The sequence below is a fragment of the Nonomuraea spiralis genome, assembly GCF_014648435.1.
Classification (GTDB): Bacteria; Actinomycetota; Actinomycetes; order Streptosporangiales; family Streptosporangiaceae; genus Nonomuraea; species Nonomuraea spiralis.
The window spans coordinates 428,395-443,471 of the sequence record NZ_BMRC01000001.1; the positions used below are offsets into that span (position 1 = coordinate 428,395).

A 15,077-nucleotide genomic window follows, 5' to 3' on the forward strand; every position below is an offset into this window, starting at 1 on the left:
CGGTGAAGGCGGTCGTCATGGCGGGCGGGGAGGGGACTCGGCTGCGTCCGATGACCGCCAACCAGCCCAAGCCTCTGCTTCCCGTGGTCAACCGCCCGATCATGGAGCACGTGCTCCGCCTGCTCAAACGCCACGGCATCACCGACACGGTCGTCACCCTGCAGTTCCTCGCCGCCCTCGTGCGCAACTACTTCGGCGACGGCGACGAGCTGGGCATGAACCTCCAGTACGCCACCGAGGACCTTCCCCTCGGCACCGCCGGCAGCGTCAAGAACGCCGCCGCCCGCCTGCGCGACGACCGCTTCGTGGTCATCTCCGGCGACGCCCTCACCGATATCGACTTATCCGACATGATCCGGTTCCATCGCGAAAATTCGGCTCTTGTCACCATCGGTCTGAAACGCGTCCCCAACCCGCTCGAATTCGGGATCATCATCCTCGGCGAGGGCGGCCGCGTTCAGCGCTTCCTGGAGAAGCCCACCTGGGGCCAGGTCTTCTCCGACACCGTCAACACCGGCATCTACGTCATGGAGCCCGAGGTGCTCGACGCCGTGGCCGCCGGCGAACCGGTCGACTGGTCGTCAGACGTCTTCCCCGCCCTCCTGGAACGCGGCGCCCCCATCTACGGCTACGTCGCCGGCGGCTACTGGGAGGACGTCGGCACCCACGCCAGCTACCTCAAGGCCCACGCCGACGCGCTGTCGGGCCGGGTCGCGCTCGACATCGGCGGCTTCGAGCTCTCCCCGGGCGTGTGGGTGGCCGACTCGGCCACGGTCGACCCCGACGCCGTACTCAAGGGCCCGCTGCTGATCGGCGACTACGCCAAGGTGGAGGCGGGCGCCGAACTGCGCGAGTACACCGTGCTCGGCAACAACGCGGTCGTGCGCGAGGGCGCCTTCCTGCACCGCGCGATCGTCCACGACAACGTCTACCTCGGCCCCGGCGCCCACCTGCGCGGCTGCGTGATCGGCAAGAGCACCGACGTCATGGCCGGCGCCCGCGTCGAGGAGGACGCCGTCATCGGCGACGAATGCGTCATCGAGGCCGAGGCGTACGTCTCCAGCGGCGTCAGGGTCTACCCGTTCAAGACCGTCGAGGCCGGCGCGGTCGTCAACACCAGCGTCATCTGGGAGTCGCGCGGCCAGCGCAACCTGTTCGGCCCCCGGGGCGTCAGCGGCCTGGTCAACGTCGAGATCACCGCCGAGCTGTGCGTCCGCCTGGCCGGCGCGTACGCCACCACCCTGCGCAAGGGCGCCTACGTGGTCACCTCCCGCGACTGCTCCCTGGCCGCCAGGGCGCTCAAGCGGGCCGTGATCGGCGCGCTGACCGCCGCCGCGATCAACGTCCTGGACCTGGAGGCCGCGCCGCTGCCCGTGGCCCGCTTCCACACCGCCCGCGAGTCGGCCGCCGGCGGCATCGCGCTGCGCACCACGCCCGGCGACCCGCAGAGCGTCGACATCGTCATCATGGACGACCGCGGCGCCGACCTGCCCCCGGCCGCCCAGCGCAAGCTGGAGCGGGTCTTCTCCCGCCAGGAGTACCGGCGGGCCTTCCCCGGCGAGATCGCCGAGCTGCACTACCCGGCCAGGGCCGTCGAGGGCTACACCCACGAGCTGATGCGCACCATCGGCGTGACCGGCGTCAAGGACATGAAGGTCGTGGTCGACTGCGCCGGCGGCACCTCCTCCCTGGTGATGCCCACGTTGCTCAGCCGCGCCGGCGTCGAGGTGCTGACCGTCAACGCCCGGCTGAACGACGTCTCGCCCACCGAGACGCTGGCCGAGCGCCGCCGCGACCTGCAACGCCTGTCGGAGCTGGTCAGCTCCTCGCGGGCGGCGTTCGGCGTACGCTTCGACCCGGTCGGCGAACGCATCGCGCTGGTGAACGAGACCGGCCGGCTCATCAGCGAGGAACGTGCCCTGCTCGTCGTGCTCGACCTGGTGGCGGCCGAGCGCAGAAGCGGCCGGGTGGCCCTGCCGGTCACCACCACCCGGGTCGCCGAGCAGGTCTGCCGCTTCCACGGCGTCCAGGTGGAGTGGACCTCCACCTCGCTCGACGCCCTCACCTCCGCCGTCGCCGGCCCTGACATGATCTTCGCGGCCGACGGGCGCGGCGGGTTCGTCGTGCCCGAGTTCAGCCCGGCCATCGACGGCCTGGCCGCGTTCATGCGCCTGCTCGGCCTGGTGGCCCGCACCCGGCTGACGCTCAGCCAGATCGACGCCAGGATCCCCGAGGTCAAGCTGCTCAGGCGCAGCGTCCCCACCCAGTGGGCGGCCAAGGGCGCGGTCATGCGCTCGGTCATCGAGGCGGCCGAGGCCGAGCCGGGCGGCTGGCGCGTCGACACCACCGACGGCGTGCGGGTGGCCCGCGACGACGGGTCGTGGGTGCTGGTGCTGCCCGCCGCCGCCGAACCGGTGACCGAACTGTGGGCCGAGGCCCCCGACATGGACGGCGCGCAGGCTCTGCTCGAACGATGGGCCCGCATCGTCGAGCGGGCAGCCATCTGATCACGTAGAGTAGCGGAAAATCCGTTGCCCGCGATGTGCGCGCGGAGTGCCGCAAGATCGTAATGTAGAAACGCGCGGCGGCATGGACCACGGGGCGGGAGCGGCGGTAACTTTGTCAGCGTCCGAACCACCAGTCCAGTGCCCCGCCTTGACCTTTGCCGCTGATCAGCGTAAGTTGCGGCATTCGCAAACTTGAAGAGCGAAGGCAGGCGCGCCCCGAGCACCGTCGCCGCGTCTTCGCGGTAGGAGGCCGAGCCGATCGATGCCGAGCGTCTACTGCACGCAGTGCGGGCACGCCAACCCCGAGGATGCCCGTTTCTGTTCCCGCTGTGGGTCACCGTTGACCAGACCCGAGGTCTCCGGGGACACCACGTCGACGATCTCGGTCGCGGGAATCGAGGCGTACGAGGCTGAGACAGGCGACATGCTCCTGGCCGAACGGGCGCTGGTCGAACAGCTCCCGCCCGGCACGGCGTTGCTCTCGGTGACCAGGGGGCCCAACCAGGGGAGCCGGTTCCGGCTCGACAAGGACCTCACCACGACCGGGCGCCACCCGGAGAGCGACATCTTCCTCGACGACATCACCGTCTCCCGCCGCCACGTCGAGTTCTACCGCCATCGCGGCGGCCAGTTCTCCGTGCGCGACGTCGGCAGCCTCAACGGCACCTACGTCAACCGGGAGCGCATCGAGGAGGTCCCCTTGCACTCCGGAGACGAGGTGCAGATCGGCAAGTTCCGCCTCGTCTTCCTGATGAGGGTCAACGCCGGCGCATGAGTGAGCGGAGCGGGCGACCCGTGCACACGGCATCCCTGTCACTCGTGCCATCGGAGGCGGTGGCATGAGCTCCCAGGCGGCACGCTCGCACATGAGCATCGGGGAGGTGCTCGCCCTGCTGCAGGGCGAGTTCCCCGACGTCACCGTCTCCAAGATCCGCTTCTTGGAGGGCGAGGGGCTGATCGAGCCGGAGCGCAGCCCCTCCGGCTACCGCAAGTTCACCCACCTGCACGTCGAGCAGCTGCGCTTCATCCTGACCGAGCAGCGTGACCACTACCTGCCGCTGCGGGTGATCAAGGACAGGATGGCCGAGAGCTTCGGCCTCCCGCGCGCGGTGCAGCAGGCGCAGGAGATCCGGTTCAGCCGGGCCGAGCTGCTGGAGGCCGCCGGCATCGACGAGGAGACCCTCGCCGAGCTGGAGGACTACGGCCTGCTGGCCCCCGTGGCCAGGCGCTACGACGAGGAGGCGCTCAAGGTCGCGCGCAGCGTCGGCGCCCTGCGCCGCTTCGGCCTGCACGCCCGCCATCTGCGCGCGGTCAAGGCCGCGGCCGAGCGTGAGTGCGGGCTGGTCGAGCAGGCCGTCGCGCCCATTCTCAAGCGGCGTGCCCCCGGCGCCATCGGCGAGGCCGACGAGGCGGCGAGGGAGTTGTCGACGCTCCTGCTCGACCTGCACGCCTCGCTCGTACGCAGCGGCGTGAGGTCTGTGCTCGGCCGCTGAGGGCAGCACAGAGCTGGAAGGCCGGGGCACATTCCAGGCCCGACGGGTGTTACGTTGAAATGCACAAGCGTGTCAGCAGAAGCGACCCAGTCCACAGCTGTGCCGGGCAACCGGCCGGTCGAATACGGAGCAGCCCGTGTTGCAGATGGAGGTCGTGGGCGTTCGAGTAGAAATGCCCACAAATCAGCCGATCGTCTTGCTCAAGGAGGCACACGGGGAACGGTTCCTTCCGATCTGGATCGGCATGACGGAGGCGACCGCCATCGCCCTTGCCCAGGCCGAGGAGCCGCCGCCCAGGCCGCTCACCCACGACCTGTTCAGGGACGTGCTGAGCGCGCTCGGCGTCGGGCTGCGCGCGGTCAACATCGTGGCTCTGCGTGACGGCATCTTCTTCGCCGACCTGGTGTTCTCCAACGGTGTGGAGGTCAGCGCCAGGCCGTCCGACTCGATTGCCCTCGCCCTGCGCACCGGCGCCCGCATCTTCGCCAGCGAAGAGGTGGTCCAGGAGGCCGGTGTGATCATTCCTGACGACCAGGAGGACGAGGTGGAGAAGTTCAGGGAGTTCCTTGACACGATCACTCCCGAGGACTTCGGCAGGGCGGGGTAGGTATTTCAGTGCATTTACGCTTCACGACGCGCCGAGCCGGATCGTTGACTGGGCATGGTCACGGTCCTACGGTGCAAGTGAAACCCGTGGTCGCCCTTTACGAACCCCCAGATCAGGCCGCGGGATGAGAGAAAGCCGGAGGTCCGCGTGGCGGTCAGCAGCGGCGAGGGAAAGACGGCCGGCCAGGAAGATCCGGTGCGGCGTGAGAGCGCGCGGCAGCGTGCCGGAGAGCAGGGCCTGCTCTTCGACGAGCAGCCCGCGAAGCTGCCGGACGACATCGGATATCGCGGGCCGACGGCCTGCTCGGCGGCCGGCATCACCTACAGGCAGCTCGACTACTGGGCGCGCACTGGCCTGGTGGAGCCCACGATAAGAGCCGCGCACGGCTCGGGCTCGCAGCGGCTCTACAGCTTCCGCGACATCCTGGTGCTCAAGGTCGTCAAGCGGCTGCTCGACACCGGCGTGTCACTGCAGCAGATCCGCACCGCCGTGCAGCACCTGCGTGACCGCGGGGTCGCCGACCTCGCGCAGATCACGCTCATGAGCGACGGAGTCAGCGTCTACGAGTGCACCTCGGCCGACGAGGTGATAGACCTCCTCCAGGGCGGGCAGGGCGTGTTCGGCATCGCGCTCGGCCGGGTCTGGCGCGAGGTCGAGGGCTCCCTCGCGGAGCTGCCGGGGGAACGGGCGGCGGTCGAGGACACCGTCCCGGCCGACCATCCCACTGACGAGCTCGCCAAGCGGCGTCGCGCACGCCGCACGGGGTGAGCTGAACCGCTGAACACACCGTAGTAATCTAGGACAGAGTAAGGCTGACGACCCCGTGCGGGAGAGTCCCTGGGCCTCGGTCCTGGGGCGCCGAAGGAGCAACCCTCCCCGGAATCTCTCAGGCATCCCGTACCGCTCGGGCGAGGCAACTCTGGAAAGCAGGTGCGCCCGCCAGGCGCACCTCACCGACGGTGCAAGCCCCACGGTGGGGTGAAGCTCTCAGGTCGCGATGACGTCGCGATGACAGAGGGGGAGATCCGGCACTCGCCCGCGCCCTGGCGCCGGTCTCCAAGCCTCAGGAGGCAACCTCCATGACCGACCTGTCCGCTCCGCCGTTCTCGTCCAGGCATATCGGGCCCTCCGAGTCCGAGCAGCAGCGCATGCTCGAGGCCGTGGGCTTCGAGTCCGTCGGCGATCTGGTGGCCGTGGCCGTCCCCGAGGCCATCAGGGCCAAGGACCGGCTGCAGCTTCCGCCGGCCGCGAGCGAGGCCGAGGCCATCGCCGAGCTGCGCGAGCTGGCCTCCCGCAACCGGGCGCTGACCTCGATGATCGGACTGGGCTACTACGACACCGTCACGCCCGCCGTCATCCGGCGCAACCTGCTGGAGAACCCGGGCTGGTACACCGCCTACACGCCGTACCAGCCGGAGATCTCGCAGGGCCGCCTGGAGGCGCTGCTGAACTTCCAGACGGTCGTCTCCGACCTGACCGGCCTCGACGTGGCCGGCGCCTCGCTGCTGGACGAGGCCACCGCCGCGGCCGAGGCCATGACGCTGGCCCACCGCGCCGGCAGGTCCAAGAGCGACGTGTTCGTCGTCGACGCCGACACGCTGCCCCAGACCAAGGCCGTCCTGGCCACCCGCGCCGAGCCGCTCGGCATCACGCTGGTCGAGCACGACCTCGACGGCGAGCTGCCTGACTGCTTCGGCGTGCTCGTGCAGTACCCGGGCGCCTCGGGGCGCCTGCGCGACTTCCGCGGCGTGGCCGCCAGGGCGCACGAGGCGGGCGCGCTCGTCGTGGCCGCGGCCGACCTGCTGGCCCTCACGCTCGTGGCCGCCCCGGGCGAGCTGGGCGCCGACATCGCCATCGGCTCCTCCCAGCGCTTCGGCGTCTCCTTCGGCTTCGGCGGCCCGCACGCGGCCTACATGTCCGTACGCGAGGGCCTGCAGCGGCAGATGCCCGGCCGCCTGGTAGGCGTGTCGGTCGACGTCGACGGCGACCCCGCCTACCGGCTGGCCCTGCAGACCCGCGAGCAGCACATCCGCCGCGAGAAGGCCACCAGCAACATCTGCACCGCCCAGGTCCTGCTGGCCGTGATCGCCGGCATGTACGCCGTCTACCACGGCCCCGAGGGCCTGCGCCGCATCGCGCTGCGGGTGCACCGGCACGCCGTCGCGCTGGCCACCGGGCTGCGCGAGGCCGGGCTGGAGGTCGTGCACGGCGAGTTCTTCGACACCGTGCTCGTCCGCGTGCCCGGCCGGGCCGCCGACGTGGTGGCCGCCGCCGCCGAGCGGGGCGTCAACCTGTGGCAGGCCGGCGACGACCACGTCTCGATCGCCTGCGACGAGAAGACCGGCGCCGCCGAGCTGGCCAAGGTGTGGGCCGCCTTCGGCGTCGAGCGCGAGGAGGCGGACCTGTCGGCCGACGCGCTGCCGGACGGGCTGCTGCGCGAGTCGGACTACCTGACCCACCCGGTCTTCCACAGCCACCGCTCCGAGACCGCGATGCTGCGCTACCTGCGCCGCCTCCAGGACAAGGACATCGCGCTCGACCGTTCGATGATCCCGCTGGGCTCCTGCACGATGAAGCTCAACGCGACCACCGAGATGGAGCCGATCACCTGGCCGGAGTTCGCCGGCGTCCACCCGTATGCGCCCGAGGCCCAGACCGAGGGTTACCGGGAGCTGATCGGCACCCTGGAGGGCTGGCTGGCCGAGGTGACCGGCTACGACGCGGTCTCCATCCAGCCGAACGCGGGCTCCCAGGGCGAGTTCGCCGGCCTGCTGGCCATCCGCGCCTACCACCAGGCCAACGGCGACACCGGCCGCGACGTGTGCCTGATCCCGTCCTCGGCCCACGGCACGAACGCGGCCAGCGCCGTCATGGCGGGCATGCGGGTCGTGGTCGTGGCCTGCGACACCGACGGGAACATCGACCTGGCCGACCTCGACGCCAAGATCGCCAAGCACCGCGAGCGGCTGGCGGCGATCATGGTGACGTACCCGTCCACGCACGGCGTGTACGAGGAGTCGATCACCGAGGTCTGCGCCAAGGTGCACGAGGCCGGCGGCCAGGTGTACGTCGACGGCGCCAACCTCAACGCCCTGGTGGGCCTGGCCAAGCCGGGCGAGTTCGGCGCCGACGTGTCCCACCTCAACCTGCACAAGACGTTCTGCATCCCGCACGGCGGCGGCGGCCCCGGCGTCGGCCCGGTCGCGGTGCGCGGCCACCTGGCGGCGTACCTGCCCGGCCACCCGCTGCGCGACGGCAGCGCGGTCGGCCCGGTCTCGGCCGCCCCGTACGGCTCGGCCGGCATCCTGCCGATCTCGTGGGCGTACGTGCGGATGATGGGCGCCGAGGGGCTCACCGCGGCCACCGAGCAGGCCATCCTGTCGGCCAACTACCTGGCCAGGCGGCTGGCCCCGCACTTCCCGGTGCTCTACACCGGGCGCGGCGGCCTGGTGGCCCACGAGTGCATCGTGGACCTGCGGCAGATCACCAAGGAGACCGGCGTCACCGTCGACGACGTGGCCAAGCGCCTGATCGACTACGGCTTCCACGCCCCGACCATGTCGTTCCCGGTGGCCGGGACGCTGATGATCGAGCCGACCGAGAGCGAGGACCTCGACGAGCTCGACCGGTTCGTGGACGCCATGATCGCCATCCGCGGCGAGATCGCCAAGGTGGCCTCCGGCGACTACGACAAGACCGACAACCCGCTGCGCAACGCCCCGCACACCGCCGAGTCGGTCACCGCCGACGAGTGGGCGCACCCGTACTCGCGGACCGAGGCGGCCTACCCGCTGACCTCGCTGCGCGAGGGCAAGTACTGGGTGCCGGTGCGCCGGATCGACCAGGCCTACGGCGACCGTAACCTGGTGTGCTCCTGCCCTCCGCTGGAGGCGTACGAGGACTGAGTCTCAAGCGGGCCCCCTGCCGGGGGCCCGCTTCGGGCATGGGCCAGTCCTACACCGTCAAGTGAGCAGACATGATCGCGACGAGCCGTTAGGCTCGGTGCGATCCGTCGCCAGAAGGAGCTCTCTTGACGTCCTCAGAGCTGGAGACGCCGCCCCTCGACACCGCCCGCCGCCTCGCCGAGGGCGGCGACCTCGAGGGTGCGGCGGCGATACTGACCGAGCTCGTCGCCGACCCCGCCAACCCCGACCGGGCCCAGGCGGCCGTGGGGCTGGCCGTGGTGCTCGACGAGCGCGGCGACACCGACGCCGCCCGCGCCGCGGCCCGTACGGCGCTGGCCACCGGCCATCCCGAGTACGCCGCCCAGGCCGCCTGCCACCTGGCCCAGGGCTTCGAGCGCGAGGGCCGCGACGACCAGGCCAGGGCCGCCTGGCAGGCCGTGCTCGGCATGGGCACGGCCGCCTACCTCCCGCTGGCCCATCTCGCGCTGGCCCGGCTGGCCGGCGGCGCGGCGGAGGCGGAGAAGGAGCTGCGCGCCGCCATGGAGAGCGGCGAGCGGGCGGGCGACGCCCAGGCCGGCGCGCACGCGGCGCGGCAGCTCGCCGAGATGCTGCTGGAGCACGGCGATCCGGGCGAGGCAGCCGAGCTGCTGCTGGACGCGCTGGAGTTCGCCCCGGCGGGGGAGCTGCCGGGGCTGCGGGTGCTGCTCGGCATCGCCCACCTGGAGCTGGCCTGCGCGGAGTTCGCCGAGGCCGTCGAGAGCGGGGCCGACCCCCAGACGGGGGCGCTGGCCATCGAGCTGCTGGCCCGTACGCTGCCGCTGCGCGGGCGCACCGAGGACGCCGGTCAGGTGTGGACGTACGGCCTGGAGCACGAGGACGAGATCCTGGCCGCCGAGGTCCGGCTGCGTTTCCACCGCGACGCCTGAGCGCGCGGCAGAAAGCAGAGGCGCGGGCTCAGGCGCGGCGCATGATGGCCACGGCGGCGGCCACGTTGATGGCGACGATCGCCAGCCACGTGATCGTCAGGCCCACCAGGCCCGCGTTGCTCGCCGCGATGGCGGTCAGCGGGATGCCGATGCCCATCGAGCCCAGCGCGACGGGGATCATCGCCGCGCCGCCGTTGTGCTGCTTGGGCCTGGCCGGCGCGACGCCGTGGCCGTTCGGCTCGGCCTGTACGCGGGCGGCGATGGCGGCGTCGAGCCGTTCCACGAAGGAGTCGACGAGCGCGGCCTCGTAGTCGGGGCCGAGGTCGCGGCGGGCGTCGAGGGTGGCCTGCAGGTCATCCCGGATGGGGCGCATGTCTGGCATAAAGGCCATCATCCCTGGTCTTCGGCGCGCCGTCATCCGACCTGGGAGCTAGGGGCGGATCCTCCCCAGGTACGGTGCTGCCATGGAGATCATGACTCCGCGAGGGCCCGCGCTGGTGCAGGTGGACGAGGTGGCCGAGCCCCGGCTGCTGCTGGTGCTGACCCACGGGTCGGCCGGGGGAGTGGACGCCCCCGACCTGCTGGCCGTCCGCGACGCCGCGCTCGGGGCCGGGGCGGTCGTGGCCAGGGTGTCGCAGGCGTTCCGGGTGGCGGGGGCGCGGGCGCCGGGCTCGGCGGTCAAGCAGGACGAGGCCTGGGAGATCGTGCTGGGCGAGCTGCGCGCCAGGTGGCCGGACCTGCCGCTGGTGCAGGGCGGGCGGAGCAACGGCGCCCGGGTGGCCTGCCGTACGGCCTCGGCCGTGGGCGCCGCGGCGGTGGTCGCGCTGGCCTTCCCGCTGCACCCGCCGGGCAAGCCGGAGCGTTCCAGGGCCGAGGAGTTGCGCGGGGCCGGGGTCGACGTGCTGGTGGTGAACGGGGACCGGGATCCGTTCGGAGTGCCGGATCCGGCGGACTGCGCCCGGCTGGTGGTGTTGCCGGGAGAGGGCCACGACCTGAAGCGGGACCCCGCCCGGGTGGGCGAGGTCGTGGCCCGGTGGATCGGCGGACTGGCCGCCGTCAGGCGGCGCCGACCAGGGGGTCGGGCCGGTGCGGCGCGATGACGGTGCCGCTGGGCAGGAGTTCCCCGGTGTCCTCGAACAGGACGACGCCGTTGCAGAGAAGGCTCCACCCCTGCTCGGGGTGGCATGCGAGGGTGCGTGCTGCCTCGCGGTCCGGCGCCTCGGCAGACGGACAGGCCGGGTCGTGCGGGCACATCGGCGTGCCTCCGATATCTCGTGGGTGCTCCCGGGAGAGGGACGGGAGCGGCTCGGGTTTGTTGTTCTGGCAAGTGTGCGGCGTGTGTCACACGGTCCGACATAGCCCGTTCGGACTGTTACAGGAGGATCCCCCGATCGTGTGACCTTCGACACAGCGTGCCTTATGCAGGATAACGGGCCAAGCGTGACACGCGCACTACGTTTGCAACCCCTTAAGCAAAGCGTCGAGCCCTCTTTCGAAGTCCACATCGGCTCTTTCGTCACGCCTGACCCATTCATCAACTTCTGGGTCAGCCCATCCGGATTGCTGGACCTCGACCGCCACGCTGCCGAACACGAACGCCCGTAGCGCCCGTACGGCCTCGGGGGCGTCGCGCAGGCCCCCGTCGGCGAGTTGCTCGGTCTGCTCGCTGATGGCCACCGCGGTGGCGCCCTTGGGCGGCTTGGTCAGGGCCAGGGCCAGCACGCCGGGATGCTCGCGCAGCAGCTCCCGGCCTGCCCGGCACCACGCCCTGGCCGTCTCCTGCCAGGTGGCCGCCTGCTCCACGTGCACGGACGTGACGTGCTCGGCCAGCGCGTCCATCAGCGCCTCCTTGCCCCGGGGCAGGTGGTGGTAGATGGCCATGGCCTCCACCTCCAGCGCGTCGCCCAGCCGGCGCATGGTGAGCCGGCGCAGGCCCTGGCTGTCGGCGATGTGGAGTGCGGCCTCGATGATGCGCTCGCGGGAGAGTGGGACGGGAGGTCGCTTTGCGGGCATGGTGATCATCTTACTGGGCGGCCCCGTCCGCCGCCCGGACTTCGGAGGCGGTGTCAGAAGGTGGTCACGGACGGCGTACCCTTGTCGGTTGAACAGCAAAGACTGCGTGAAGGGCAGGGTCGATGGCGTTTTTCCGTCCGCGGGTGAGCCGGGAGGCCGAGGTTCGCTACCACGCGGACCAGGAGATCTCCAAGAGCTTCCCGCAGCTGCTTGAGAAGGCCAGGCAGGCCGAGGGGACCGTGCGCGACCTGCGTGCCGCCGCGGCCGACGAGATCGAGCTGCTGGCCGCGGGCCGGGTGTTCGACGTCGCGCTGACCGAGGCGCTGCGGGCCGCCGAGGCGGGTCAGCGGGCCACGTTCGGCGTGCGCGCCTACGACGACCGCATCGCGCGCCGCAAGGCCAAGGCCACCCCCCGCGGGGCCATGTGGACGGCCGAGGTCGACCGGCTGCGCACGCTGCGCGAGGAGAACCGCATGTGGGGCATCCCGCGCATCCCCCGCCCGGTGCCCGCCACCGCCTGACCTCCGGCGACAGAAAAGCCCCGGCACCTGTGGTGTGCCGGGGCTCTTCGTGCGTGCCGGGATCTCCGGCGGCCGGTCAGCTGGCCCAGTCGAGCAGCGGACGGGTGTTGCTCGGGTGGCGCAGCTTCGACAGCGACTCCTTCTCGAGCTGGCGGATGCGCTCGCGGGTCAGGCCGAGGTGCTTGCCGATCTCGTCCAGGGTGTGCGGCTTGCCGTCCACTAGGCCGAAGCGCAGGGCCATGATCTTCGCCTCGCGCGGCGAGAGGTTGTCGAGCACGCCGCGCAGCTGGTCGCCCAGCAGCTGGCGGTCGACGATCTCCGAGGCCTCGGGCGAGTCGACGTCCTCGATGAGGTCGCCGATCGTGGTCTCGCCGTCCTCGCCGATCGTCGCGTTGAGCGAGATCGGCTGGCGGCTGGTGCGCAGCAGCTCCTCGATCTGGTCGGGGGTCTTGTCGAGTTCGACGGCCAGCTCCTCGGGCGTGGGCTCGCGGCCCAGCCTCTGGTGCATGTCACGCTCGACCCGCGACAGCTTGGAGAGCATCTCCAGCACGTGCACGGGCAGCCGGATCGTACGGGCGGAGTCGGCGAAGCCACGCTGGATGGCCTGCCGGATCCACCACATGGCGTAGGTGGAGAACTTGAAGCCCTTGGTGTAGTCGAACTTCTCCACGGCCCTGATCAGGCCCAGGTTGCCCTCCTGGACGACGTCCAGCAGCGACATGCCGCGGTCGGTGTACTTCTTGGCCACCGAGACGACCAGCCGCAGGTTGGCCTCCAGCATGTGGTCCTTGGCCTGACGGCCGTCCTCGACCACCAGGTTCAGGTCGTCGCGCACGGCCGACGGCACGTCGGGGTCGGTCTCCAGCTTGTACTCGGCGTACAGGCCGGCCTCGATCCGGCGGGCCAGCTCGACCTCCTGGGCGGCGGTGAGCAGCGTACGGCGGCCGATCGACTTCAGGTACGTGTGCACCGAGTCGCCCATGACGGACTGGGTGTCGTCCAGGTCGCTGGTCTCGTTCTCGATCTCGACGTCCTCGGCGGTGAGCTCGATGTCGTCGGGGGCCACGTCCTCCTCGTGCTCCGGCTTGCCGTCCGCCGGGTTTTTTGCCTCGGCGGCCTTGCGGCCGGTAGCCTTTGCCCCGGAAGCCTTCCTCGGCTTCGGAGCGCTCGCGGTCTTCTGGGTGGTCTTCCTGGCGGCGGTCTTGGCCAGTGACGGCTCGTTCTCGGCGGCCAGGCTCACGCCGGCCTCCGACAGCTCGCGCAGGATCGTGCGGCCTTCGGACGGGCTGATGCCGGCCTGGGCGAACGCGTCACGCAGCTCCGCCAGAGAAAGGTGACCCTGGGCTCGCCCTCGTTCAATGAGCTGGTCGAGAGTCGCGGGTGGGGTCGCCACGGCGGTTCTGGGCATGAGGACACCTCCTCCGTACGGAGTCGAAGCGATCAGGCAGGTTGTGGTGGGGCGGTGTTCACTCCGCACGGCACACCAGTATCAATAACGCCATCCGCCGTTATTTGTTCCCGGACGGATGAAAAAGGGGCGGAACGCCCAGAGGGCGCGCCACCCCGGGAAGGCGGGAATCTACTCCGCCACCTCGAAGTTTCCGGTCGCCTCGGGCATGGGCATCGGTTCGGCCTCCTCCATGCGCTTGTCGGTCCAGTAGTCGACGACCGCGCCCGGATCGGGGTTGACCTCCTTGGAGACCACGATGCCGTCGGTGTTGTCGGGCGCGGGGACCTGAACGCCGGTGGGCGGGGCCTGCTCGACCACGGCCCTGGTCTCCCTCGCGACCGCGTCGAGCTTGCCCGCCGAGGCGGCCGCCGCGACCGAGGCGCCACCGACGACGATCACGCCGACGACGCCCGCGGATGCCCACATCTTGCGGGTCTGGTTCATGAAGGCTCCCTTCCTTCTTCCGGTATGACGCAGCCGCACCCCGTCAGGTTCCTGTCCGCAGCCGTACGAGATCGGTCTTGCCGTTGGGCAGCAGCGGGAGGCCGGGGAGCAGGCGCAGGCCGCGGGGGGCGGCGTGGGCGGGCAGCAGGTCGCGGCAGTGGGCGCGCAGCTCGGCCAGCGTGGGCGGCGCGGCCGGGTCGGCGGGCACCACGAACGCCGTCACCGCCTCGCCCCACTCCGGGTCCGGCAGGCCGGCCACGGCCACGTCCCTGACCTGGGGATGGGCGCCGAGCACCGCGGTCACGGCACCGGCCACGACCTTCTCGCCGCCGGTGTTGATGACGTCGTCGGCCCGGCCGAGCACGCGCAGGCGGCCGCCGGTCAGCTCGCCGAGGTCGGCGGTGACGAACCAGTCGCCGTCGAAGGCGGCCGGCTCGCCGAAGCGGTAGCCGGAGAACAACACGGGCCCGGTGATCCTGATCAGGCCGTCCTCGCCGATTTTGAGATCTACATTGTAAAGGGGCTGGCCGTCGTACACGCAGCCGCCGCTGGTCTCGCTCATCCCGTACGTGGTGAACACCCGCGCGCCGAGCTCCCCGGCCCGCTCGACCAGGCCCGCGCGCGGCGCCGCGCCGCCCAGCAGGATCGTGCGGAACACCGACAGGTCGGCCTCCATCTCGACCAGCCGGTGGAGCTGCGTCGGCACCAGGGACACGTGGTGGGCCCCCGACGACAACACGGCCCGCGCGTCGAAGGAGGGGTGGATGACCGGCTCGCTGCCCGAGAGCAGCGCGCGGACCAGCACCTGAAGGCCGGAGACGTGGGAGACGGGCAGGCAGCACAACCACCGGTCGCCGTCACCGGCCCCGATCCGGCCCAGCGAGGCCGCCGCCGAGGCACGCAGCGCGGACGCCGACAACATCACGCCCTTGGGGACGCCGGTGCTGCCGCTGGTGGCGATCACGACCGCCACGTCGCCGGGGACGCCGGCGCCGCCGACCCGCGGCTCGCCGTCGGCGTGGGTGGGGCGGAGGGTCTCCAGGACCCGGTGTTCGTGGCCCGGCTGAAGAGGCAGGACGGCGGGACCGTCACCCGAGAGCGCGTCGCGGATCGCGGTGAAAAGGGCGGGTCCCGGAGGCTGCACAATGGCATGCAGCGGACGGTCCGGATGCGACGGGTTCCTCCACATGCTCGTAAGGTTAATGGCGACA

15 protein-coding genes and 2 riboswitches are annotated in these 15,077 nt (G+C 71.2%); of the genes, 9 read left to right on the top strand and 6 right to left on the bottom strand.

Annotated elements, in window-relative coordinates:
• The first annotated feature begins 2 nt into the window (after positions 1-2).
• The 7 genes from IEZ27_RS01945 to IEZ27_RS01975 all read left to right on the top strand — a co-directional run bounded on the left by IEZ27_RS01945 (position 3) and on the right by IEZ27_RS01975 (position 9,438).
• Complete coding sequence (locus IEZ27_RS01945; protein ID WP_189645584.1) at positions 3-2,507, top strand: mannose-1-phosphate guanyltransferase; 2,505 nt, start codon at positions 3-5, stop codon at positions 2,505-2,507.
• Positions 2,508-2,769: 262 nt separating this feature from the next.
• Positions 2,770-3,282, top strand: a complete 513-nt coding sequence (locus tag IEZ27_RS01950) for an FHA domain-containing protein (protein ID WP_125637451.1) — start codon at positions 2,770-2,772, stop codon at positions 3,280-3,282.
• Positions 3,283-3,346: 64 nt separating this feature from the next.
• Positions 3,347-4,000 (top strand): transcriptional regulator FtsR, encoded by a 654-nt coding sequence (gene ftsR, locus IEZ27_RS01955; RefSeq protein ID WP_189645585.1) that lies wholly within the window; start codon positions 3,347-3,349, stop codon positions 3,998-4,000.
• Positions 4,001-4,136: 136 nt separating this feature from the next.
• Entirely contained in the window at positions 4,137-4,607 is a 471-nt protein-coding gene (locus tag IEZ27_RS01960; protein WP_090771501.1) for a bifunctional nuclease family protein, read from the top strand.
• A gap of 147 nt (positions 4,608-4,754) precedes the next feature.
• A complete protein-coding gene (locus IEZ27_RS01965) occupies positions 4,755-5,375 on the top strand; it encodes a MerR family transcriptional regulator (protein WP_189645586.1) in 621 nt (206 codons plus the stop codon).
• Between the two features lie 48 nt (positions 5,376-5,423).
• Positions 5,424-5,520: riboswitch (glycine riboswitch) on the top strand.
• Positions 5,521-5,632: riboswitch (glycine riboswitch) on the top strand.
• 54 nt (positions 5,633-5,686) lie between these two features.
• Positions 5,687-8,512, top strand: a complete 2,826-nt coding sequence (gene gcvP, locus IEZ27_RS01970) for an aminomethyl-transferring glycine dehydrogenase (RefSeq protein ID WP_189645587.1) — start codon at positions 5,687-5,689, stop codon at positions 8,510-8,512.
• Between the two features lie 125 nt (positions 8,513-8,637).
• Positions 8,638-9,438, top strand: a complete 801-nt coding sequence (locus IEZ27_RS01975; RefSeq protein WP_189645588.1) for a hypothetical protein — start codon at positions 8,638-8,640, stop codon at positions 9,436-9,438.
• Between the two features lie 28 nt (positions 9,439-9,466).
• Here IEZ27_RS01975 and IEZ27_RS01980 read toward each other — a convergent pair whose 3' ends face one another.
• Complete coding sequence (locus IEZ27_RS01980; protein ID WP_189645589.1) at positions 9,467-9,820, bottom strand: hypothetical protein; 354 nt, start codon at positions 9,818-9,820, stop codon at positions 9,467-9,469.
• Positions 9,821-9,902: 82 nt separating this feature from the next.
• Between IEZ27_RS01980 and IEZ27_RS01985 the strand changes: the two genes are divergently transcribed.
• The gene (locus IEZ27_RS01985; protein ID WP_189645590.1) at positions 9,903-10,538 is read left to right on the top strand and encodes an alpha/beta hydrolase family protein; all 636 of its coding nucleotides are present in this window, start codon (positions 9,903-9,905) and stop codon (positions 10,536-10,538) included.
• Here the strand turns inward: IEZ27_RS01985 and IEZ27_RS53555 are convergent.
• Together IEZ27_RS53555 and IEZ27_RS01990 are read right to left on the bottom strand one after the other, a co-directional pair.
• Positions 10,495-10,692: a DUF5999 family protein gene (locus tag IEZ27_RS53555; RefSeq protein WP_125637444.1), complete on the bottom strand. Its 198-nt coding sequence runs from the start codon at positions 10,690-10,692 to the stop codon at positions 10,495-10,497. The two genes, IEZ27_RS01985 and IEZ27_RS53555, sit on opposite strands and share 44 nt — an antisense overlap.
• 198 nt (positions 10,693-10,890) lie before the next feature.
• The gene (locus IEZ27_RS01990) at positions 10,891-11,451 is read right to left on the bottom strand and encodes a TetR/AcrR family transcriptional regulator C-terminal domain-containing protein (RefSeq protein WP_185844849.1); all 561 of its coding nucleotides are present in this window, start codon (positions 11,449-11,451) and stop codon (positions 10,891-10,893) included.
• A 122-nt stretch (positions 11,452-11,573) separates the two neighbouring features.
• Here IEZ27_RS01990 and IEZ27_RS01995 point away from each other — a divergent pair, with 122 nt between their 5' ends.
• Positions 11,574-11,972, top strand: a complete 399-nt coding sequence (locus tag IEZ27_RS01995) for a hypothetical protein (RefSeq protein WP_189645591.1) — start codon at positions 11,574-11,576, stop codon at positions 11,970-11,972.
• A 76-nt stretch (positions 11,973-12,048) separates the two neighbouring features.
• Here the strand turns inward: IEZ27_RS01995 and IEZ27_RS02000 are convergent, their stop codons facing one another.
• The 3 genes from IEZ27_RS02000 to IEZ27_RS02010 form a co-directional block, all read right to left on the bottom strand.
• A complete protein-coding gene (locus IEZ27_RS02000) occupies positions 12,049-13,380 on the bottom strand; it encodes an RNA polymerase sigma factor (RefSeq protein WP_189645592.1) in 1,332 nt (443 codons plus the stop codon).
• 171 nt (positions 13,381-13,551) lie between these two features.
• The gene (locus tag IEZ27_RS02005) at positions 13,552-13,866 is read right to left on the bottom strand and encodes a hypothetical protein (protein ID WP_125637441.1); all 315 of its coding nucleotides are present in this window, start codon (positions 13,864-13,866) and stop codon (positions 13,552-13,554) included.
• A gap of 43 nt (positions 13,867-13,909) precedes the next feature.
• The gene (locus IEZ27_RS02010; RefSeq protein WP_189645593.1) at positions 13,910-15,055 is read right to left on the bottom strand and encodes an AMP-binding protein; all 1,146 of its coding nucleotides are present in this window, start codon (positions 15,053-15,055) and stop codon (positions 13,910-13,912) included.
• Between the last annotated feature and the right edge of the window lie 22 nt (positions 15,056-15,077).